This window comes from Rhodococcus sp. NPDC077669, assembly GCF_040686915.1.
Classification (GTDB): domain Bacteria; phylum Actinomycetota; class Actinomycetes; order Mycobacteriales; family Mycobacteriaceae; genus Rhodococcoides; species Rhodococcoides fascians.
In genome coordinates this window covers 1-17,355 of sequence record NZ_JBFBMD010000022.1, presented here as the reverse complement: position 1 = coordinate 17,355, position 17,355 = coordinate 1, and the positions used below count along the sequence as shown (strand labels likewise).

General features: G+C 65.3%; 29 protein-coding genes. 9 read left to right on the top strand and 20 right to left on the bottom strand.

Going from position 1 to position 17,355, the window contains the following annotated elements:
• Nucleotides 1–69: 69 nt before the first annotated feature.
• From AB0P23_RS20115 to AB0P23_RS20095, 5 genes are read left to right on the top strand one after another with little or no spacing between them, the layout of a single operon-like run.
• Complete coding sequence (locus AB0P23_RS20115; RefSeq protein ID WP_094716878.1) at nucleotides 70–489, top strand: hypothetical protein; 420 nt, start codon at nucleotides 70–72, stop codon at nucleotides 487–489.
• A gap of 3 nt (nucleotides 490–492) precedes the next feature.
• Complete coding sequence (locus tag AB0P23_RS20110; protein WP_094716879.1) at nucleotides 493–717, top strand: hypothetical protein; 225 nt, start codon at nucleotides 493–495, stop codon at nucleotides 715–717.
• A gap of 31 nt (nucleotides 718–748) precedes the next feature.
• Complete coding sequence (locus AB0P23_RS20105; protein ID WP_363799010.1) at nucleotides 749–1,561, top strand: methyltransferase; 813 nt, start codon at nucleotides 749–751, stop codon at nucleotides 1,559–1,561.
• Complete coding sequence (locus tag AB0P23_RS20100) at nucleotides 1,558–1,977, top strand: hypothetical protein (protein WP_363799008.1); 420 nt, start codon at nucleotides 1,558–1,560, stop codon at nucleotides 1,975–1,977. Before AB0P23_RS20105 ends, AB0P23_RS20100 begins: the two co-directional genes overlap by 4 nt.
• Entirely contained in the window at nucleotides 1,974–2,303 is a 330-nt protein-coding gene (locus tag AB0P23_RS20095; RefSeq protein ID WP_094716882.1) for a hypothetical protein, read from the top strand. Before AB0P23_RS20100 ends, AB0P23_RS20095 begins: the two co-directional genes overlap by 4 nt.
• A gap of 85 nt (nucleotides 2,304–2,388) precedes the next feature.
• On the opposite strand, the gene AB0P23_RS20090 is transcribed toward AB0P23_RS20095, so the two are convergent.
• The 4 genes from AB0P23_RS20090 to AB0P23_RS20075 form a co-directional block, all read right to left on the bottom strand.
• On the bottom strand, nucleotides 2,389–3,240 hold the full coding sequence (locus tag AB0P23_RS20090; RefSeq protein WP_363799007.1) for a hypothetical protein: 852 nt from the start codon (nucleotides 3,238–3,240) through the stop codon (nucleotides 2,389–2,391).
• 86 nt (nucleotides 3,241–3,326) lie between these two features.
• The gene (locus AB0P23_RS20085; RefSeq protein WP_363799005.1) at nucleotides 3,327–3,923 is read right to left on the bottom strand and encodes a DnaB-like helicase N-terminal domain-containing protein; all 597 of its coding nucleotides are present in this window, start codon (nucleotides 3,921–3,923) and stop codon (nucleotides 3,327–3,329) included.
• A 78-nt stretch (nucleotides 3,924–4,001) separates the two neighbouring features.
• Entirely contained in the window at nucleotides 4,002–4,145 is a 144-nt protein-coding gene (locus AB0P23_RS20080; RefSeq protein ID WP_335742920.1) for a hypothetical protein, read from the bottom strand.
• 36 nt (nucleotides 4,146–4,181) lie between these two features.
• A complete protein-coding gene (locus AB0P23_RS20075) occupies nucleotides 4,182–4,415 on the bottom strand; it encodes a glutaredoxin domain-containing protein (protein ID WP_037174601.1) in 234 nt (77 codons plus the stop codon).
• A 495-nt stretch (nucleotides 4,416–4,910) separates the two neighbouring features.
• Between AB0P23_RS20075 and AB0P23_RS20070 the strand changes: the two genes are divergently transcribed.
• On the top strand, nucleotides 4,911–5,081 hold the full coding sequence (locus AB0P23_RS20070; protein WP_179274903.1) for a hypothetical protein: 171 nt from the start codon (nucleotides 4,911–4,913) through the stop codon (nucleotides 5,079–5,081).
• 173 nt (nucleotides 5,082–5,254) lie between these two features.
• Here the strand turns inward: AB0P23_RS20070 and AB0P23_RS20065 are convergent, their stop codons facing one another.
• The 5 genes from AB0P23_RS20065 to AB0P23_RS20045 all read right to left on the bottom strand — a co-directional run bounded on the left by AB0P23_RS20065 (nucleotide 5,255) and on the right by AB0P23_RS20045 (nucleotide 8,167).
• Nucleotides 5,255–6,274 carry a DUF4192 family protein gene (locus tag AB0P23_RS20065; RefSeq protein WP_094716885.1) on the bottom strand — a complete coding sequence of 340 codons (1,020 nt, stop codon included), beginning with the start codon at nucleotides 6,272–6,274 and terminating at the stop codon, nucleotides 5,255–5,257.
• 49 nt (nucleotides 6,275–6,323) lie between these two features.
• Nucleotides 6,324–6,464, bottom strand: a complete 141-nt coding sequence (locus tag AB0P23_RS20060; protein WP_179274904.1) for a hypothetical protein — start codon at nucleotides 6,462–6,464, stop codon at nucleotides 6,324–6,326.
• 490 nt (nucleotides 6,465–6,954) lie between these two features.
• Nucleotides 6,955–7,296, bottom strand: a complete 342-nt coding sequence (locus AB0P23_RS20055; RefSeq protein ID WP_335742919.1) for a hypothetical protein — start codon at nucleotides 7,294–7,296, stop codon at nucleotides 6,955–6,957.
• Nucleotides 7,297–7,337: 41 nt separating this feature from the next.
• Entirely contained in the window at nucleotides 7,338–7,739 is a 402-nt protein-coding gene (locus AB0P23_RS20050) for a hypothetical protein (RefSeq protein ID WP_143547055.1), read from the bottom strand.
• Nucleotides 7,736–8,167 (bottom strand): hypothetical protein, encoded by a 432-nt coding sequence (locus AB0P23_RS20045; RefSeq protein WP_335742918.1) that lies wholly within the window; start codon nucleotides 8,165–8,167, stop codon nucleotides 7,736–7,738. Before AB0P23_RS20045 ends, AB0P23_RS20050 begins: the two co-directional genes overlap by 4 nt.
• A gap of 254 nt (nucleotides 8,168–8,421) precedes the next feature.
• On the opposite strand from AB0P23_RS20045, the gene AB0P23_RS20040 reads away from it, so the two are divergent.
• Nucleotides 8,422–8,982, top strand: coding sequence for a hypothetical protein (locus tag AB0P23_RS20040; RefSeq protein ID WP_363798999.1), 561 nt, complete (start codon nucleotides 8,422–8,424; stop codon nucleotides 8,980–8,982).
• A gap of 64 nt (nucleotides 8,983–9,046) precedes the next feature.
• Here AB0P23_RS20040 and AB0P23_RS20035 read toward each other — a convergent pair whose 3' ends face one another.
• On the bottom strand, nucleotides 9,047–9,502 hold the full coding sequence (locus tag AB0P23_RS20035; protein ID WP_363798996.1) for a hypothetical protein: 456 nt from the start codon (nucleotides 9,500–9,502) through the stop codon (nucleotides 9,047–9,049).
• A 548-nt stretch (nucleotides 9,503–10,050) separates the two neighbouring features.
• A complete protein-coding gene (locus tag AB0P23_RS20030) occupies nucleotides 10,051–10,311 on the bottom strand; it encodes a hypothetical protein (protein WP_363798993.1) in 261 nt (86 codons plus the stop codon).
• Nucleotides 10,312–10,734: 423 nt separating this feature from the next.
• Here AB0P23_RS20030 and AB0P23_RS20025 point away from each other — a divergent pair, with 423 nt between their 5' ends.
• Nucleotides 10,735–11,103, top strand: a complete 369-nt coding sequence (locus tag AB0P23_RS20025; RefSeq protein WP_363798991.1) for an Lsr2 family protein — start codon at nucleotides 10,735–10,737, stop codon at nucleotides 11,101–11,103.
• 180 nt (nucleotides 11,104–11,283) lie between these two features.
• Here AB0P23_RS20025 and AB0P23_RS20020 read toward each other — a convergent pair whose 3' ends face one another.
• The 6 genes from AB0P23_RS20020 to AB0P23_RS19995 all read right to left on the bottom strand — a co-directional run bounded on the left by AB0P23_RS20020 (nucleotide 11,284) and on the right by AB0P23_RS19995 (nucleotide 15,266).
• On the bottom strand, nucleotides 11,284–11,892 hold the full coding sequence (locus tag AB0P23_RS20020) for a hypothetical protein (RefSeq protein ID WP_363798989.1): 609 nt from the start codon (nucleotides 11,890–11,892) through the stop codon (nucleotides 11,284–11,286).
• A gap of 84 nt (nucleotides 11,893–11,976) precedes the next feature.
• Nucleotides 11,977–12,168 (bottom strand): three-helix bundle dimerization domain-containing protein, encoded by a 192-nt coding sequence (locus AB0P23_RS20015; RefSeq protein WP_363798986.1) that lies wholly within the window; start codon nucleotides 12,166–12,168, stop codon nucleotides 11,977–11,979.
• Between the two features lie 82 nt (nucleotides 12,169–12,250).
• Nucleotides 12,251–12,619 (bottom strand): hypothetical protein, encoded by a 369-nt coding sequence (locus tag AB0P23_RS20010; RefSeq protein WP_363798983.1) that lies wholly within the window; start codon nucleotides 12,617–12,619, stop codon nucleotides 12,251–12,253.
• Entirely contained in the window at nucleotides 12,616–12,879 is a 264-nt protein-coding gene (locus AB0P23_RS20005; protein ID WP_363798981.1) for a DUF3263 domain-containing protein, read from the bottom strand. The genes AB0P23_RS20010 and AB0P23_RS20005 overlap by 4 nt, the downstream gene beginning before the upstream one ends.
• Before the next feature lie 293 nt (nucleotides 12,880–13,172).
• Nucleotides 13,173–14,879: a ParB/RepB/Spo0J family partition protein gene (locus tag AB0P23_RS20000; protein ID WP_363798979.1), complete on the bottom strand. Its 1,707-nt coding sequence runs from the start codon at nucleotides 14,877–14,879 to the stop codon at nucleotides 13,173–13,175.
• 99 nt (nucleotides 14,880–14,978) lie between these two features.
• On the bottom strand, nucleotides 14,979–15,266 hold the full coding sequence (locus AB0P23_RS19995) for a hypothetical protein (protein ID WP_363798977.1): 288 nt from the start codon (nucleotides 15,264–15,266) through the stop codon (nucleotides 14,979–14,981).
• Between the two features lie 688 nt (nucleotides 15,267–15,954).
• Between AB0P23_RS19995 and AB0P23_RS19990 the strand changes: the two genes are divergently transcribed.
• On the top strand, nucleotides 15,955–16,344 hold the full coding sequence (locus AB0P23_RS19990; RefSeq protein WP_363798975.1) for a hypothetical protein: 390 nt from the start codon (nucleotides 15,955–15,957) through the stop codon (nucleotides 16,342–16,344).
• Nucleotides 16,345–16,355: 11 nt separating this feature from the next.
• Here AB0P23_RS19990 and AB0P23_RS19985 read toward each other — a convergent pair whose 3' ends face one another.
• From AB0P23_RS19985 to AB0P23_RS19975, 3 genes are all read right to left on the bottom strand, one after another.
• Nucleotides 16,356–16,520: a hypothetical protein gene (locus AB0P23_RS19985; protein WP_176457852.1), complete on the bottom strand. Its 165-nt coding sequence runs from the start codon at nucleotides 16,518–16,520 to the stop codon at nucleotides 16,356–16,358.
• Between the two features lie 260 nt (nucleotides 16,521–16,780).
• A complete protein-coding gene (locus AB0P23_RS19980; protein WP_155289420.1) occupies nucleotides 16,781–16,954 on the bottom strand; it encodes a hypothetical protein in 174 nt (57 codons plus the stop codon).
• The coding region (locus tag AB0P23_RS19975; protein WP_363798971.1) for a hypothetical protein at nucleotides 16,951–17,355 on the bottom strand (405 nt) is incomplete at its 5' end. The genes AB0P23_RS19980 and AB0P23_RS19975, both read right to left, overlap by 4 nt.

Below are 17,355 nucleotides of genomic sequence, written 5' to 3'. Positions count from 1 at the left end.
ACCGCGTCAACAACAGCGCCACGCATCGGTTTGTGTGTGCGCTCCACGCCGTCTCCGAAAGGTCCGCACATGTCTCTCACTCCTCTCGATCCCCAGGCTGTTCGCGCCGCCGCGCAAGCTGCGCTCGATGCCCGTCTCGGGTTGATCGACGCGATTGTCGCGGCGCAGAACGAACGCACCGTCGCCGCTTCCAAGGTCGCCGAAGCCCAAGCCGCCGAGCGGGCTGCGGCCGCGACAGAACTTTCCGCGATCAAAGCCGCGGTCGACGGTGGCTGGTCCGTTCCCGAGCTCCGCAAAGCCGGACTCAAAGTCCCTGCTTCCGCCGCGAACGGTAAGAAGACCGCGACCACCGCGGCCACCAAGACGGCACCTCGGCCCCCGCGCCTGCAACCGTCGTCGACGGCGAAGACCGAGTCCGACGCTCCTGAGTCGACCGGCACGGACACTGAGCAGAACACGTCCGGTGAGAGCTACGCGAACGCGAGCTGACCGATGGCCGTTCTGTACTGGCTGACCGTGGCACTGGCGCTCACGTCCTTCATCACGACGGCAATCGCCGGTGCCCGGCTCGGCCTCACTCTCAGGCACACAACCATCTGTGGACCGTTGGACGACCGCATCAGTCGAAACCTGGTCCTGATTGGTCTTCTGTGCGCCGCCGCCACCCTGGCTCTCTCGGCCTGGCCATCGTGGGGCCCGAGCCCCATTCCACTCTGACCTGTCTCGCCCTACATCGAAGGCATCCATCATGGACACCACAGATCCCCACTCCCACCCGCCGGCCACAGCGCCGCACTCGGCCACGCCCTCGACTCGTGCGCTGATCGAAGTCGAGATTTCCACCCTCGACCAACACGGCGACCCCGGGTTCGTACACACCCGCGGGCACTTCCGCTCCCCCTCCACGGCGGCACGGTTCGCGGTGAGCCAAGCCGAAACCGTCGCGGACCTCCACCAGGTCGATACCGTCGCCGCGACCTTCACCCAGACCGTCGACGACTCGCTGTGCCTCATCGGCACACCCGGCGAGATCGCGTGCGCTCTGGCGTCGATGTCGGACTACGCAGCGGGTGTCCGCTCGGCGGAACTGCCGCCACCGGGCTACGTCACCACCTCGATCGGGGTCTGGACCGCCACACCGATCGAGCCGCTTCCCGGCGTCGACCCGGACGACCTGATCGACGTCACCGTGCGCTCGACCCGGCCCGATCCGTTGCCGGACACGACCACGATGGCCGGCGACTTCCCCGCCCACTCGGCGCACATCTTCGCCGCCGCTCTCGCCCGCGAGATCACGATGCGCAGCGGTGGCCACAGCGAAGCGACCGTGAAGACAGTGCCCGGGCAACGACGGCTCGTCGTCGAACACCCGGCGGAGGTCTACGACACCGACACCGCAGCGGTCGCCCGCTACACCCGGATCACGCAACTGCGGGCGAACATCGCTGCCCTCGATCCGGTGGCAGACGCCGAATGCGCCGTCGGCCTCACCGCCGAGCTCCACGTACTGGAAAGCCATACCCGCCGGTCGTTCGACGACGAATCGGACGCAGTGGCGTGATCGACATCGGGTGGTACCTCAGCCTCGTCGGGCACCGCACCGCCGCCGAGATCCCCGGGGTGATCGAGCGACTGCAGGCGTGCGGGATCACCTCGGAGATCCTCGACAAGGTTCTCAGCGCCCCGGAATCGCTGCTGTACGCCCCCGAACGCGACGGTGAAGACTGGGCGCACGATTACGGCGGACCTACCGGTGCCGCACTGCTCACCGCCGAGCTCCTCGCCTACCTCGCCAATCAGCACCGCCTCGCCGCCCGGATCCATCTGGATCTCGTCGCAGAGTTGGTGGCCATCGACTCCACGGCCGCCGTCGCCGGCCAACTCGGGACCACCGAAGCCGCGGTGGCCCGACTGTCTCTCGTCCCTCCCACCTCGCCGGTCACCGGCGACGCGTCGACCGAAGGACCCACACCATGAGCACACCCGACTCCCCCGCCTTGTCCGACCTCGACACCGTCGAACTCGCGATCCTCGCCGAACTGCGCTCACCGGAAGCGGTAGCCGCGTTCGAGATGCTGCATTCGACCGTCCACCCGGACACTGCATCGCGGTTCGCCGAGCTGCTGTCGATTATCAACGACATCTCGGGCCCGAACTTCGCTGTCGACGCATCGCTCGATCTGCTCGACGCGGTGCAGGATTCGGGTGACCTCGAGGTGGTCGTCGCGTCCGCGTCCACCGTCGACGATCCGATCACCGCGCTCGCGCTCGCACAGCTGTTGCGGAGGATCCGCGAGGACTGACCATCACGCGATCCCGAATCGCGAGAACGAACGAAGCCCCCAGCCACACAGTGTGGTTGGGGGCTTCGGCGCTGACGGGGTTCTACTACTCGGGCCAGCCGCGGACGAGCTTGTCGGTACTCGCGTGCAGGGCGTTGAAGGCGTCGACGAGGTACGTCAACCAGGCCCGCGCGGTTTCGGGGTTCGGGACCAGCGTCGAGGGGACGGCGTTCTGTTCGTCGTCGTCGAGCTCGTTGAAGTCGGCGGGGTAGTCGGTGGTGTCACCGTCGACGATGTTCGGTGCGCCGTCGATTTCGTAGGTGATCACGAATTGGAGCTCGTGCCGGTTCGGGGCGGTGAACTCGGCCGACAGGGCGAGCTCGCCCCACAGTCGCCGGTCGTAGGTGACGGCCCCGGAGTTGATCGCGGCCTGCAGCAGCCAGTGCGGTGTCCACAGTGCTTGCGGGGTACCGGGTTCGGGCCACTCGAAGTCGTCGTCGAGCACGTCGGCTTTCGCGAGGTCGAGGGTGAGTAGCGGGGCGGCCGGCGCGCGGGTTCCGTCGGCGGTGGGTGCGGTCATGGCCGGTGCCTCCAGGGTGTCGGTATGGGTGTGGGTGACGATGAGGACACCGAGGTCGGTGCCGATGTTCGCACTGTCCCCGAGAGCGTCGAGCAGTCGCTCGGCCAGGGTTGCGGCGTCAGCGGCACGGTAAGTACCCAGGGTGCTCCACGTCGCGGCGTCGTACGAGGTTTCCGATGCCGAGCACACCTGCACAGTCAGTGCGCCGCTACCGGTCGGGACGCGCTCGAGGTCGCCGGACGCGTCGACGACAGCAGCGATCTGCTCGCGGACGTGCACGGGCAGACCCGCATCGACAGCGGCACCGGTCGTCGGTGCGTTCGTGCGGTCCGGCGCGTCGTGTGGCGGCCGTTCGGCATGCTCACCTGTCTCTGTCACTGTCCTCGTCTTTCGATTGTGGCCCGCAGAGCACCGTAGTGCCCTGGGCGTCGTCGACGCGCTCACCGGTGTCCCTGTGGGTTTGTTCAGGAGGTCGGTGGTTGCCGAAAGCTGTTGAGCCGGTTGAATGCTGCCCGCTGCCGGGTGCCGAGTTCGACCATGTATTCGAACAGGTACTCTTCGGGTGCTTCTTCGGCGGCCTGGGTCAGTCGTTGGCCGGCGATGTGGAAGCTGCGGCGGTAGGACTGGGACAGGACGTTGTCGGCGTAGTGCACGGCCGCGACGGAATGTGCGCCGGCGGTGACGATGCCCATGAGGCGTTTGCGTAGCGGGGCGTCTTTGGCTCCGTCTGCTCCGGATCGGATGAGTGCACCGGTGACGGACGCGAAGTCGTGGGGTTGGCCGGCGGTGATGAGGTCGACGATGTGGCCGTACATGCGTGCGTGTGCAGGATCCTCGAAGTCCGCCGCGGTGAGCGTGCTGGTGATCCGCTCGACGTCCCCACCGTCCGTGGACTGGTTACGCACGTCCATCAGGGCGCACAGGAGCATCGCTTCGGGGTCGGTGGCCGGGTCGTAGCCGGGTTCGACCGACGTGTCGAGGTCCTCGACGGGTGCGAGGTCCGCGCGTGCCCGCGCTGCCGGGTCGTCGCCGGGTGTGGGGACTGCGCGTAGTGCGTTCATCGTGGGCCTCGTGTTCGTGTCGGGTCGGACGTCGTACCGGTGGGAGGTGCTACCGGCTGTGGTGCATCGCGTCGGTGGTCAGGATGCGGCTTTGTCGATGTCGTGGTGCTCACTGTCGGCATGGTCGGCATGGCGTGTTGTGGGGTGTTCTGCGGTGAGTTCGGCGTCGATCTGGCGGTCGATGTAGTCGGGGTCGGGGGTGTAGGCGGGTACGAGTCGCATGGTGGGGCCTCTTCTGTGTTTGTGGGTTTGTGGGTTTCAGGCGGCGGCGAGCTCGTCGAGGGCGTCGATCCGGAATCCGCTCCAGTGGGTGTCCTCGTCGACGTACACGACGGGGGCCTGGAGGTAGCCGAGTTCGCAACTCACGAAATGGCGAGCGGTGTCGTCTTGGGTGATATCGACGGTCCGGTAATCGAGGCCGTGTTTGTCGAGTCGTCGTTTCGTTGCGTCGCATTGTCCGCAATTGGGTTTCGTGTACACGGTGATCGACATAGCTTTCTCCTTATCGGAATTGCTGGCGTTGACTTCCATTCTACGTCAACAGCCGCATTTTCACCAGAGTTTACGCGGCTCGAATATCGTCCATTCACGTTGCTGCCCTTGCATTTTCATGCTCACTTCTGGCCGCACCGCTTATTCGTCAGGGGAATTGAAATACAGTTCTCGGAAACCTTCCCTACCCTTTTCTTACTGCGTTCTTTTCGCTTCCGGGTGGCGCGAAAAAGAGACGCGGCGCACGGCGTCGACGGTCAATGCCTGGCCGGTGCGAGTGTTCGCCGGGGAGCGCAGCGAGTGTGGGTCGGGCGAACAGTCGTGCTGGGCCCTGTGGGCCGGAGCGTGAGCGGAGTCAGGGGTTGATCCGGGAGATGACGGGTGTTGCATTCTCGTTGCGCAGCCAGACGGACCGAAAAGAACCCTCCCTTGTCGTCGTCACCGCCGAGCTCGTAGCCGCAGTTGTGCTCGTGCTGGTCGGTAGGGTGCTGGGGTATGGAGCGCTCGCGGATCGAACATGCCTTGTCCAAAGCTGTGGTGAACGCTGCACCGCCACCGTCGGATCTGGCGCTCGATGCGATCGTGGCCGGTGTTCCGGTCGAAGACACCCGACCCACCGCCGCCGACGTCGACATGGTGTGGCCGGCCGAGCCGACGTCCCTCTGAGCGCAGTTCCGCTCTCGGCCTCCCTCTGATCCGATGGCCGCCCGCTCCGCGCTGGTAGGACGATGCTGGGCGCGTCTGTCGGTGTGAGGGCTCGATGCCCGATGCACCGGCCCCGCGACCTCCGATTGCTGGGCGTGGCCACCTCGAATCGGTGGCCACGCTCAGCAGCGGCGTCAGGTGTAGCTCTGCACTGCGCCGATGTGGGCGGCGACGTAGTCGGGGGTGATGACTTCGCCGAGCCCTCGGACCTGCGTCGGTTCCATTCCGGCTGCGAGTGCGGCGGAGAGCAGGACCGCCAGTTTCGGCAGGGTGATGTCGGCGCGGTGGGCGGTGCGTTCGGCGGCGTCGAGGGCCGCGTGCGCGGCTGCGCCGTCGCCGGTGCAGTACAGGAAGTAGGCGGCGATGGTCAGGGCGTTCGCGCGGGCGGTGCCGCGTAGCGGGGCGGCGATGCGGGTGAACGCGTCGGCTGCGTCGTGGTCACCGTGGACGTGCAGGGCCATGAAGGCGTCTCGGACTTCGGTGTGTCCGGTGGCCAGTGCGAGGCCGACGCGGGCGGTGAGGTCGGCGCTGGGGATTTCGCGGGCATGGATGACGGCTGCGAGCTCGTCGAACGTGACGGGCAGGAAGTCGGCACCCATCGTCGCGGCGGCGGCGAGTGCCAGGGATTCGGGGATCTCGGCGGTGGGGGCGTAGCGGGCCTCGAGGTCGGCGCGTGATGCGGCAATGACGGCTCCGCGTGCGGTGAGGGCTGCCGCGAGTGCGGTGGTGGCGGGATCGGGAATGATGCCGTCGGTGAAGCGGTCGAGGTCGGTGAACGTCGTTCCTGCGGTGAGACTGTAGGTGTGTAGGGCGCGGATGGTGCGGATTCCGCGTGCAGTGAACGCGTCGCGGATGGCGTCGAGCCCGAGCAGGGCAGCGCCTGCGTGGGCGGTGTCTGCAATCGCGGCGAGGATCACGGCGGTGACCGGTCGTCCGTGGACGGTGTGCCGGGACAGTGGGGTCGCGACGTTGTCGGCTCCGGCTTCGGCCTGGACGGCGGCGATGCGGGCGGCGGTGACGACCTCGTGCGAGCCGTTGCCGTTGTCGGCCAGGCTGATGGCGACGACGGAGTTGTCGGGGGTGTAGCCGAGCAGGGCGGGGATGGCGGCGAGGGTATCGGCGGCGGTGGCGAGGGACATACGACGTTGAGTCATGGTGATGCCTTTCAGTGTGTGTACGGGTTGAGTTGGGGTGGAGCGGTTTTCAGTGGCGGAGTTCGCGGCGTGCGGTGCGTCGGTCGCGTCGTGCGCTGGCGCGTTTGACGGTGCGGCGGACTGTCCGGTTGCCGCGTCGGTGGACGATGATGTCGATTTCGTCGGCGGTGGTGGGGTGTTGTGCGCGCATGGTGACCTTCCTCGAAAACTGGTGGCCGGACCTTCTGCCCTGCCGAATTTCTTTCGCCGTGGTGGCTGGGGAGAGAAACCAGCGCACGGGAACGACGGGGCAACTCTTCGGCCGGGCAGTTTTCGTGGGAGCGAAGCGACTGCTCTACGAAAAGTGTTCGGAGCCTTGGCCGTAGCGCAGCGGAGCGAGGGGTTGAGCTGGCGGGCACGGGTGATGGATGCTCGGAGAAGCCACCTACGCCTGAAAGAAATTTGATTCTTTTCGCTCTTGTGAGTGCGGAGCGCAGCGGAGTTCGGTTCGGTGCAGCCCGTAGGGCTGCGTGTGGCCCGCTAGGGCCTGCCTGTGAATGTGGCCGGCCTCGGGTGGTGGGACGCGGAACGCCGCCGGAGCTGGTGCTCTACGGCGGCGCGGTAATGGGGTACGGCTGGTTGGTGATTGTGCGGGAGCGACGGAGGGTGACGACGCTGGGTGTCGCGGTAGCTCGTGGTTGTCAGTGGTCGAGTTCGTAGTGTCGCGTGCGGTGTGGGACCAGCGAAAAGCGGATGCCGAAGGGGCCTTTCATGACCATCTGCTGTCGTAGTTGCATCCATTCTTGGATGAGTTCGGGTGTGGTGTTTCGTGCGGCGTCGTTGCGGAGGTGTTGTAGGGCGGCCAACCATTTCTGGATTTGCACTTTCCCTGTGACGACGCGGTGTTGTGCATCGGGCGAGATGGGGAATCTGCTGTCGAGACCGCGTCTGGAGTGTTCTTCGAGTTTGCGGATGTCTCTGGAGATGAGGCAGTCCAGTTGGTACCAGTCGATCGTGGTCGTCGGCGGAGCTGTGCGGTTCATGCTCGATCACCAATCGTGCGCTGAGATGTGTGGTTGCCGGGTCAGGTGTTGCGTTGGCGGTTGTTGTGGAGTTCGTGTGCGTCGACGACAGTTTCTTGAGCACCGATGGTGTCCACGAATTCGTCGTGAGTTGCGTTGCGCCACAGTTTGTAGCCGCTGTAGAGGACACCGAGAACAGTTACGCAGGAGGCGATCCACAGAATGGTCGACGGTTCACCGCCGACCCCCGTGTTGATGATGTTGGTGATGATGGCGATGAACGAGAGGGCGACGTAGAAGTGGAGTAGTCGTTTGAGCTGTATTGCGCGCTGTGTGCGATAGGCGCGGGCCGCACTGAGGTACAGACCTGCTCCCTCTTTGGTGTAGTTGGCGAGGAGGTCGCGGTTGAGTCGTTCCATCTCGGCTCTGGCGGCGTGGGTGTTCTTGGTGTTGAGAATGTTCATTGGTTGCCCCTGTCGAGCTTGGCGGTCTGGGTGTGGCCAGAGTGTGGCTGCCGGGTGGCGTAGTCGTAGCGGCCGGTGATCGTGTCTGTGAGGTGGCGGGCGAGCAGGGCTGGGACGATCACGGACACGGCGATGCCCCCCAGTAGGACGATGACGGGGACTTGGCTGTAGTACCTGTCGGGGTCGAATACTGAGATGAATTTGGCGGGCAGGTTGAGTGTGATCCACGAGAGAGCCACGATTACTGCTCCGATGCATCCGAGGATGGCGCGGCGCCGGTTGGTGGTGTCGTGGGTGGGTCGGGTGCGGTAGTAGTGGACGAGCTTGCTGATGGCGACGGTGGTGACCAGGATTGTCGAGATAGCCACGTACGCAGTTGATGTGAGGGTGTCGATGGTTGCGATCCAGAGTGCGTGGGGCAGTGTCATCGGTTGCCCCTGTCGTCGTCGAGTGTGGCGTGGGTGAATCTGCGTTTCTGGTCGTCTTCGTATTCGGCGCGGGTGCTGTTGAACTGCCGTGCGCTCAGGTAGCCGAACAGGATGGATCCTGCGATGAGGGCGGCTTTCCATCCCCAGGCGAGGTCTGGATAGGTGAGGGCGAAGACGCTGGCGGCGACTACGGCGAGGCCGATGAGAGCAAGTGCGTTGCTGTGCAGTCCGGTTCGGGATGGCGTGCGTAGACCGTGACCGGGGCTACGGTCCCGGCGTTCGATATCGCCGCGCGAGCGCGATTGTTCAAGTCGGGCATCATCTGCCAGGTGGTCGAGTTCACCTACAACACGGACTGGGCATCACAGCTAGAGATTTCGACCAATGGTGCCCACTGCGGCACAGGTTCGTACAACAGCCACGGTTACGTGCGAACGTACGACAACAGTGCCGGCTATCGGGACTACTTCACATTCCCGACCAATCCCATCGACTTCGTCGCCCCCGCTGCTCGTTCAGCTGCACCGGAAGGTGAGACACCGGCGGTCGAGTCGTTCACCGTCGACGGTCAGACGTTCGGCCCCGCGGATCCGGCCAAGCCGGACACCGAGCAGCCGACGTTCGTTGCCGCCTACACGGATTCCGGAGAGCAGGGCTTCATCCGCAGCGCGGACCTGATCACCGAGCCGGTCGATCGATCGGCGGCGGAGCAGTTGCAGAAGGACGGCAGCGGCCAGGCGCACACGCCTTCTCGCCAGATCTCGGTGTATTCGGAGGACGGGGCCACGCAGATCGGCGTTCTGTCTACGTTGTAGATGCCATTCGACAAGGGAGGGGGCTACTCGAGATTTCGAGTAGCCCCCTCCCTTTGTTCTGCGATCAGTCGAGGCGGGTGAACCAGTTGCCACCGCGCAGGCCTGCTCCGCCGAGGCCCTGAGAGGGCGGCGGTGCCGTCCACAGGCGTTCGACCTGTTCGGACGCTTCGATGATGTGATTGCCATCGAGGGTGACTGTCGCTTCCGATACGCCGAGCCGGGGAATCGCGGTCACGATACGGACGGGCCCGGGAGGCGGAACGGGGCCGAGAAAGATGGTGCCGTGCAGCGACCCACGGTTGCCGTTGGAGCTCCGGACTTCCAGAACGACCCCTCGCGGAGCGCGCCGATCGATCGCCAGCTTTGTTCCGTCTCCCAGCTCGACTCCGAACAGAATCGACGCATACCGCGCAGAGTCCACGTGCTCTTCAGCACCGAGGATCAGCCCTAGATCCGACTGCCTGGTCAACACCGACACCGAGAACATCACCCCGAACGAGTAGACCGCGACGCTGGACAACCATATGACTGCGCTACCGGTCTTGTTCAGCTCCGGAGGGCTCGATAGAGGGATCGGTCGTTCACTGCGAAACCCCTCGGTCATGGACGAGTAGTCGAACCGCATCACGCACTCCCTGCTCTCCTGGTTTGTTGCTTTCTGCTCCGGATGCGCACCCTTCATCGCGGATGCGGAGTCATACCGTCGATGCTATCGGCCGAAATCGCGAACGATGCGGTTCGTCGCAGACCAAGGGCAGGAAGCATCTCGTCGACGAGGCCGCGGTGTGCATTCAGCGTGCGGGCAAGGCGCTCGAGTGCAGCGATGACGGCGGGATGGTCGGGGTCGTGGCCTTCGTCTCGGATGGCTGAGCGTTCGTCGTGGTCCATACGGGCTTGGACGCACGCGAACGTGGGGCGGTTCCGCCAACAGTCATTCGTCTGAATGACTGGACGAGCTTGAACTGGCCCCGCCCGCGTGCACTCCACACGGATGCACAGCTCCGATCTGGGAGCCAAAAAAGGGGGCCCGGCCCCGTGCTGGGACCGGGACCCCGGAGGGCCTGGTGCTCAGTGGGTGCACCAGAAGGACCCGACCGGGATGGCCGCTCCCGGCTGCCTGTTGCACCACCCGCAGGTGGTGTCGTGCTCGATCCGTCCGAGCACTCCCTCGGCCTCCTCGATGAGGATGGGCAGATCTACTGCCCTGGCGAGCGCGAGCGCTTCGGTGGCCCATCGGGCCGCGCGCGGATCCCCAGCGGGGGCATTCGCGGCTGCGCCGATGAGGCCGGTGATGATCTGGTGATCGTTGAGCAATTCGTTGCTGTTCATGACAGGGACACCTTCCAAAGGTTCGGATGAGACGTCCCCGATCGACATGACGAGGGTGGCCTGTCAACCCCGAAGAGCGGAGCGTGGGTTGACTGGTCGGGGTCCCCGGCATGTCAGACTCGGGCGACTCGTACGACCAAAATGGTGACCCATATGGGGCGGCCCCAAAGGGGACGTGCGGACGCGTTCACGCGGCCGAATACTGTTGCACTGCATAGCTTGTGGTCGGCGAAAAAACTCACCCACGCAACGGCTGCGGTCGCTTTCTCTGTGCCTGTATGTCAGTCTTCGGGAAAACGAATTCGGCTCGATTGCGGCCTGAATTACCGTGTCGATGAAGAAGGCGGATATCGACGCTGGTTATCCTCGAGAAGACGAATGCGGTTGCGCATTGCGAATGTATCGATGAAAGGTTTTCCTGCTGTGGCCAAACGAGTGACAACCCAATTGGTGGACGATATCGACGGGTCGGTCATCGACGACGAGTCCGGCGAGACGATCGAATTCGCGATCAACGGCGTCGAGTATGTGATCGACCTGAAAGCGAAGAACGCCACCGAGTTTCACAAGAAGCTCGACTACTACGTCGGGCATGCGACGCGGGTCGGTGGCCGCAAGCGTAAGCCCTCCCCCGCTGCCGCGTCGACCGTGACAGCGGCCGGCGGATCGGTCAAGCGTGATCCGGAGCAGACGCGAGCGATCCGGCAGTGGGCGTTCGACCAGGGTTACGAGATCAGCGAACGTGGCCGGATTCCGGCCGATATCGAAGAGGCGTACAACGCCGCACACTGATTGGCCGTGAGCCGCCTGCGTCGACGTGAGCAAGTGCCGGTGGTGGTGCGCCGAGCGGGGGAGCTCGAGTGCTTCTATCTCGTTCGCAACTCCGCGCGGGCGTAGTGCAGCTCTACGCCGTAGCGCTATGGCGTAGCTCTACCGGGGGGGGCAAGCTCCGCCGCTTTCGGTGTGGCGCGGTCAGAGTTCTTCGCGGAGCGCGGCGATGTTGCCGGCGAAAGCGTTCGAGAGGGCGTCGGGGTCGCCTCCATCGAGCGGGGTGATCCCTGATGCCAGGTGCGTCCTGCCGCGCTCGAATTCGCGCACGGTGCGGTGAATAGCTGCTTCGTGCACTGCGACCGATGTCTGTTCGGTGGATGCGGCTGCTTCGATGGCTGTTCCCCATTCGGTGATCAGGGACAGGGTTTGGTTGAGTTCGTTGATCAGCTCGTGCCGGTCTAGGTCGGCACCGGCCGTAGTGGCGAGTTCGGTGATGATCGCCAGTCCTGCCACGGTCCGTCCGGCGAGGGCGATCGGGACGGTGTGGGTGGGATCGAGATCGATCAGTTGTTGACCAGGTGCCTGCGCGGTCATCGACGAGGCGGCGTCATGTACCAGGGCGCGGACTTCGTCGTCGGAGAAGTACTGCCGCGCTGAGCGTGGGGTGATCCTCATCCGCAGCGCTACCCGGCTCAGGGCGGTCTCGATCAGCGATGCGACGGCCTTGCGGGGTGCTTGGAGTCCGTGCGCGGAGGCTTCGGCGAGAAACACATCGGTCCGTTGGTCCAACCAGCTTTGTCGTGGGCTCACCACCTCGAGTGTGCCGCAGTCCGCTACACGACCGCAGGGCTCCGCCGAGACCGGTTGCAGTACAAGGGGAGTCGACCGGCCGAGCTACTTGGACCGGAGGGTTTCGCGGGCTTTGCGTTCGACGAACAGGGGGACGAAGTCGCGGATGGAGTTGCCGTCGAAACGCGCGTGCTCGGCGGCGATGGTGTCGTCGATGACCGAGCGTGGCACATCGGGAAACAGCGTGCCGATGCGATCGCGGACGGCGTCGATGTGCTCGTGCTCGGTGGTAGTCATCGTGTCAACGATCCGCTCTGTTCGGGGTGTGGTCAATGGTGGGTCCGACGTGGTGTCGGGGTCGGGGTCGGGCAGTCGGTGCCTACCCCGAGACATCGGGGAACCGCCGGTGGAGGGCGTCGAGTTGACGGTGCAGCTCGTAGAGCGTCCTGCGCTGTGTTCGGGCTTCTTCGTTGTGCCACAGTCGCGCCGTTCCCTGCCCGACCCGCCCGGCTGTGCGGGCGAGCTGCTCGGCGTCGTCGACGAGGGCGGAGACGGCGTCGATTTCGGCGGTCAACATGGCCGCGAACACGCGGGCTTGCGCACAATCGGAGGTAGCAGGCTCCCTGCCGGGCGTGAGCAGCGCGTTCACCCGTTGGTCACCGGAACGCGCCGAGAGACCGGCCTTGCGTGAATGCGCGGTGAACACCGCCGTCGACGATGCGGTGTCAACGGTACGGGAGGCGGTCACTGCCCGACCGTGACTTGTCCGGCCGCGACCTCGAGGCGATGACGGCACATTCGCAGCAGCGCTTTCACGGTCCGATCGTCGAGGCCGGTGAGCTGTGTCGGGTCGGTCAGCAGGTGCCGGAGCCTGCGAAAATACGTCTCCGGCGCAACTCCGAACGCGACCATGATGTCCTCGGCGTCACCGCCCCCGTAGGGCATCCACTGGACGGCGAACGTCAGCATCCGATCATGCTCGTTCGGTTTCTCCGATGTCGGCGGCATGACGGCAGTATCACCCGACGATCGCGCATGTGCGGGTGTTGCAAGCATCCAGCAGGTAGCTGGCCGATGAACAGTGGGTGTGTGGTCGTTCGATGCCGCACTCGTCAGGGTGTCCTGGTGTTCACGTTCTTCGTCGCCCCTGCTGCCTGGTGCGCCGCTGGTGTCCGTGGGAGCAGGTGATCGGGCGCGCCCTCCGGGGGAGCTCGAGGGCGGCGGAGCCCCCTCGACCCGGGCCGGGGACGAGAGCGATCGGTGGCGGGCACCGTCGAGGTACCCGCCACCGATCCCGGTCCCTACTCGGTGGTCGCAGTGAGCTGGTCGTACGCCAGCTCAGGGGTGAGCATTCCCGCTGCGGCCTGCTCGACCACGGTCAGCACGTGGCCGTGCTGGTCGAGAAAGCCCAGGTAGTTGTCCTGGTTACCCCAGGACGAGCGACGCCACGAGTCGTTGCCCTTGCCACTCACTCGTGCCTCGTAGGCGGCGAGGATCTGCGCGAGCAGGATCACCTGAGCGCGGGTCTCGCTGGGCGTCTTGTCGATCGTGGCGGCGAGCGCTCGACGCGCGGCCTTGTCCGCGACACCGGGGTACCCGGCGCTGGGGCTGGTGTCGACAGGCACGGTGACACCGAGCAGCTCCGTGAGGTACTGCGCCGCTTTGTTCTCGGTCAACAGTCCCGGCTCGTCGACGAGCGTTTCGGTGATCCACTTCCCTGCCCCCTTCGGCAAGGTCTTGCGGGTCAGGAACTTGCTCAGCCATTCCTTGCGGACGATCGTCGCGGCGGCACTGGCCTTGTTCAATGCGACGGTGCGCCGCCGAGTGGCCTTCTCGGCTTCCTTCTCCGCGAGCGCTGCCTGCGCTGCCTTCCTATCGCGTGCCTTCCTCTCGGCTGCGGCCTGGTCGTCGGCCTCGTCTGGTTCGCTCGACGCTGCGGCCAGGATCGGCCCCAGTTTCACCCCGGCCGCGTCGGGGTCGGCGGTGAAGTACTCCGGCGCCCACACCTGGGCGACGGTGACGTCCTTGTGGTGGTGGTAGCCCTCGGTGGCAACAGCTTTCGGGGCTCCTTCGGTGGCCCAGTCGATCGACTCGGACTCGATCACCTCGCCGGTGGCGGTGAGGGTGATCTGCTCGTTCGGGGTGAGCCACACCGCCCAGTGCTCGGCTGCGCCGTCGATGACGGCCTCGGTGATCGGGTCTCCGTCTGCGGTCACCAAGTCCTCAGCGGCGACGTAGGGGCTGTCGTAGCCGGGTTCTTCCTCGAGGACGGTCACACCTTTCTCGGCATACGGGGTACCGGCTTCGACGCGGGCCTTGCGTTCGGCGCGGTCCGCGATCAACTCCTGCGCGACAGAGCGGAACCGTGATCCGGCGTCGAGCAGTTCCTCGACAGCCTCGTCGTCGCCGTCTGCATCGAACACCGCGACCACTGCCGCCTGCTCGAGGTCGAGCTGTCCGGCGTCGAGCGCCTCGCGAGCGGTCTGCGACCGACCCGCTGTTCCTGCGGCTTTGGCGGTCTCCCGATTGTCGTACTGCATCGTCTTGGCGATCCTGGTAGCCGACAGACCCAGCTCGAACATCTCGGTCACCGCTTTCGCGCGTTGACCGTCGGTGAGGGCGATACGGCGGTCGTTGGTGTTCACCTGCTGGGTGAGGCGTTCGATTTCGCGGTCCTTGGCCTTGCTCGCAGTCGGCCGGATCAGTACCGGCACACTGTCGACCCCGGCTTCGAGAGCGGCGAGGGTGCGGACCTGGCCGTCGATGACCACGATGCGGTCGCCGTCGCGGCGCGCGAGGATCGGCAGGAGCACACCGTGTTCGGTGATTGAGGCGACGACGGCGCGGAACTCGTCCGAGTCGGTGTCGACCTCGTCGCGAACGTTGGGGCCGACCTCGAGGGCGGTGGGGTGCAGGCGGGCGAACTCCTCGCCCGCCCCCACGACCGGCACGGTGCCGGTCGTGGGGGCTTCGGTTGCGGCGGTGATGGTTTCGATGCTGGCGTTCATGGTGGTGTCTCTCCCTGGTAGATTCTTCGGTTGGAGACACCGGGCAGATAGACGCTGTCCGGTGTTTTCTTGTTTTCCGGGCCTGTACGGGCCTGGGGGTTACTGCTGGGCGGTGGCTACCTGGTGGTGGCCTGCCTGGCGTGCGGCGTGGATTTCGGCCTCACTGGCTCCGTGTTCGCGGGCAGTGCACGCCCAGAACGCGGCCCGCTCGAGGTGCGCATCGACGGTGGTCGAATTTGCATCCGCGGCGGCCCGGTTGACCTGCTCGGTGTAGGCGGTGACCTGCGCGAGTGCGTGGGTCTTGACCTGCGCCGGTACCTGACCGATCGCGGCCATGATCGCCGTGTGCAGTCCCACCGTCCTCGGTCCTGTGATGGTGTCGTGCATGTCGCTACGTCCCTTCTCAACTGGTGGCCTGGCCCTTTGCCCTGCCACGTTTTTTCGCCGTTTCTGGCGTGAGGAGAGAAACCAGCGCACGGGACCGACGGGGCAACCCCTCGGCCGGACAGTTTTCGTGGGAGCGCAGCGACTGCTCTACGAAAAGTGTTCGGAGCCTCGGCCGTAGCGCAGCGGAGCGAGGGGTTGAGGCGGCGGGCACGGGTGATGGATGCTCGCCGGTAGCCAGAACCGGAGTGAAAAAACGTCTTTGCTCTTGTGAGTGCGGAGCGAAGCGAAGCTCAATTCGGTGGACACCGCAGGTGGCCGGCACCGCCGGCAGGCGGGATGCAGGACCGCTGGTCGACGCCGGCGGCGTAGCCACCTCCCGGCCGTGTAGCTCGCGAGGCGATTGTGCGGGAGCGACGCAGGCCGGCCACGTTCGGTGTCGCGGTAGCGCGGATCTGTTGAGGGTGCGCCTGCTGCCCTGGGGGGTTCGGTCGGTTTCCCCGATCGGGTGGGTGGAAGCGGTAGCTGTCGCTTCTATCGGTCGGGTTTCGAGGTGGTGGGGTGAATCGGGTTGTGGTGTAACAGTTTCGAGGCTGTTTGGGTCCGTCGATTGGAGGACATCGCGGCAGTGTTGTGTGGGGTGATACTGCGATGGTTCGTTCTACTTTCCTCTCGAGAAAGTTGGTTGATCATGCGTTCTTTCACTTCCCGGGCGTCCGCTGTGGTGCGTCGTTCGGTTGTCGCTGTTGTTCTGTTTGCTGCGTTGGCGATGTCGGCGTTGGCGGTTGCGCCTGCGGCGAATGCGGCGTCGGGTGCTCATGTCGCTGTCGGCGCGAACGCGCGTAGTTGTGTGAGTTTGTCGTCGTGTCTGATGGGTCAGGTGGCGTACGACGGTTCGGGGTCGACGTATCAGGTGTCGGACATGTCGTGCTGGTGGGACGGTGCCTCGTACAACGGTTCTCCGCGGTGGTTCAAGGTCTATGTCCAGCTCACGAGCGGTTATGTGGGCTGGTTGTTCGTGCATTCGTCGTTCGTGGGGAATCAGCCTGGCGTTCCGAAGTGCGGGTCGGGCAGCGTCTGACCGACCCTTCTCTATTCGACTGCGCTGGTGAGTGCGTCCGGACGGTCCATTGCGGCGTTGTTCGCGCTGGTGGATCGTCCGGTGGCGTGGTGTAGCTGCGTCAGAGCGAGTGCGCGGGCGGTCATCTCGGCGATTTCGGCGGGTAGTGGTGGTCCGTCGATGGTTCGGATTCTCATGGCTTCGAGTGTGGCATCGGGTACCGACAGATTGTGTTGCGCTGCAACGGGTTGAAGGCTGAACCGCGCGTGCACGGGCGGCCTGTCTGCACTGTGGTCGGGTTTGTGGCAGTGCGGAGCGTAGCGGAGTTCGATTCGGTTGGACGCCAGTAGGGTGGCCCGATCCTGCTCCCTCACGCTTTCCCGATCCCAGGCAATGGAGAAGGCCCGCACCCGGTGTCGGGGTGCGGGCCTTTCGGTCTGCGGGTTGTGAGCCTGTGTCAGGGCTGTTCGGCTGGTGGGGTGGTCGGGCGCCCTTCGGCGGCGTCGCGGATCCATTGGGGTACCTCGCGGCCGCTGCGTTCACGGAGTGCGATCGAGGCGCGGGCTGCTGCGGCAGCGACACTGCGCCGTTCGTTCGGGGTCCAGGTCTTGCGGGCTTCTGCGGTGGTCATCGTGGGTCCTCCTGCTCGTTCTGGTTGTCAGTGTCCTCGGTTTCGCCGGGTTCCGCCAGTGCACGTCGGGTGGATCGGTCGGCCACGGCGACGAGGACGTCTTGTTCGGTGGTGGTGATGAGCGGTGAGTCGGTGACGGTTGCGTAGATGTCCCATCCGAGTTCGGCTTCGGCAGGGTCGGCGCTGGTGGTGCGTTCGAGGCACCAGGTGATCCGTTGCCAGGCTTGAGCGCGTTTGTCGGCGACGGTGCGTTGGCGGACGGTCAGGGCGACGCCGACGACGGCGAGGACGCCGACGATCAGGGTGACCCATGACGGTCCTATACATGTCAAGCGATCCGTGGGCGGGAGCAGTGAATCGTCTGTCAGTCGAGCATGTGTCAGTCGTCGAGTTCGCAGAAG

Coding starts and splice junctions, on each gene's coding strand:
- AB0P23_RS20110 (WP_094716879.1), top strand. CDS start 493: ATGGCCGTTCTGTACTGGCTGACCGTGGCACTGGCGCTCACGTCCTTC.
- AB0P23_RS20055 (WP_335742919.1), bottom strand. CDS start 7,296: ATGAACCGCACAGCTCCGCCGACGACCACGATCGACTGGTACCAACTG.
- AB0P23_RS20000 (WP_363798979.1), bottom strand. CDS start 14,879: ATGAACGCCAGCATCGAAACCATCACCGCCGCAACCGAAGCCCCCACG.
- AB0P23_RS19995 (WP_363798977.1), bottom strand. CDS start 15,266: ATGCACGACACCATCACAGGACCGAGGACGGTGGGACTGCACACGGCG.
- AB0P23_RS20030 (WP_363798993.1), bottom strand. CDS start 10,311: ATGAACAGCAACGAATTGCTCAACGATCACCAGATCATCACCGGCCTC.
- AB0P23_RS20065 (WP_094716885.1), bottom strand. CDS start 6,274: ATGACTCAACGTCGTATGTCCCTCGCCACCGCCGCCGATACCCTCGCC.
- AB0P23_RS19985 (WP_176457852.1), bottom strand. CDS start 16,520: ATGAGAATCCGAACCATCGACGGACCACCACTACCCGCCGAAATCGCC.
- AB0P23_RS19980 (WP_155289420.1), bottom strand. CDS start 16,954: ATGACCACCGCAGAAGCCCGCAAGACCTGGACCCCGAACGAACGGCGC.
- AB0P23_RS20015 (WP_363798986.1), bottom strand. CDS start 12,168: ATGACTACCACCGAGCACGAGCACATCGACGCCGTCCGCGATCGCATC.
- AB0P23_RS20050 (WP_143547055.1), bottom strand. CDS start 7,739: ATGAACATTCTCAACACCAAGAACACCCACGCCGCCAGAGCCGAGATG.
- AB0P23_RS20115 (WP_094716878.1), top strand. CDS start 70: ATGTCTCTCACTCCTCTCGATCCCCAGGCTGTTCGCGCCGCCGCGCAA.
- AB0P23_RS20045 (WP_335742918.1), bottom strand. CDS start 8,167: ATGACACTGCCCCACGCACTCTGGATCGCAACCATCGACACCCTCACA.
- AB0P23_RS19990 (WP_363798975.1), top strand. CDS start 15,955: ATGCGTTCTTTCACTTCCCGGGCGTCCGCTGTGGTGCGTCGTTCGGTT.
- AB0P23_RS20005 (WP_363798981.1), bottom strand. CDS start 12,879: ATGCCGCCGACATCGGAGAAACCGAACGAGCATGATCGGATGCTGACG.
- AB0P23_RS20060 (WP_179274904.1), bottom strand. CDS start 6,464: ATGCGCGCACAACACCCCACCACCGCCGACGAAATCGACATCATCGTC.
- AB0P23_RS20085 (WP_363799005.1), bottom strand. CDS start 3,923: ATGAACGCACTACGCGCAGTCCCCACACCCGGCGACGACCCGGCAGCG.
- AB0P23_RS20075 (WP_037174601.1), bottom strand. CDS start 4,415: ATGTCGATCACCGTGTACACGAAACCCAATTGCGGACAATGCGACGCA.
- AB0P23_RS20095 (WP_094716882.1), top strand. CDS start 1,974: ATGAGCACACCCGACTCCCCCGCCTTGTCCGACCTCGACACCGTCGAA.
- AB0P23_RS20105 (WP_363799010.1), top strand. CDS start 749: ATGGACACCACAGATCCCCACTCCCACCCGCCGGCCACAGCGCCGCAC.
- AB0P23_RS20070 (WP_179274903.1), top strand. CDS start 4,911: ATGGAGCGCTCGCGGATCGAACATGCCTTGTCCAAAGCTGTGGTGAAC.
- AB0P23_RS20080 (WP_335742920.1), bottom strand. CDS start 4,145: ATGCGACTCGTACCCGCCTACACCCCCGACCCCGACTACATCGACCGC.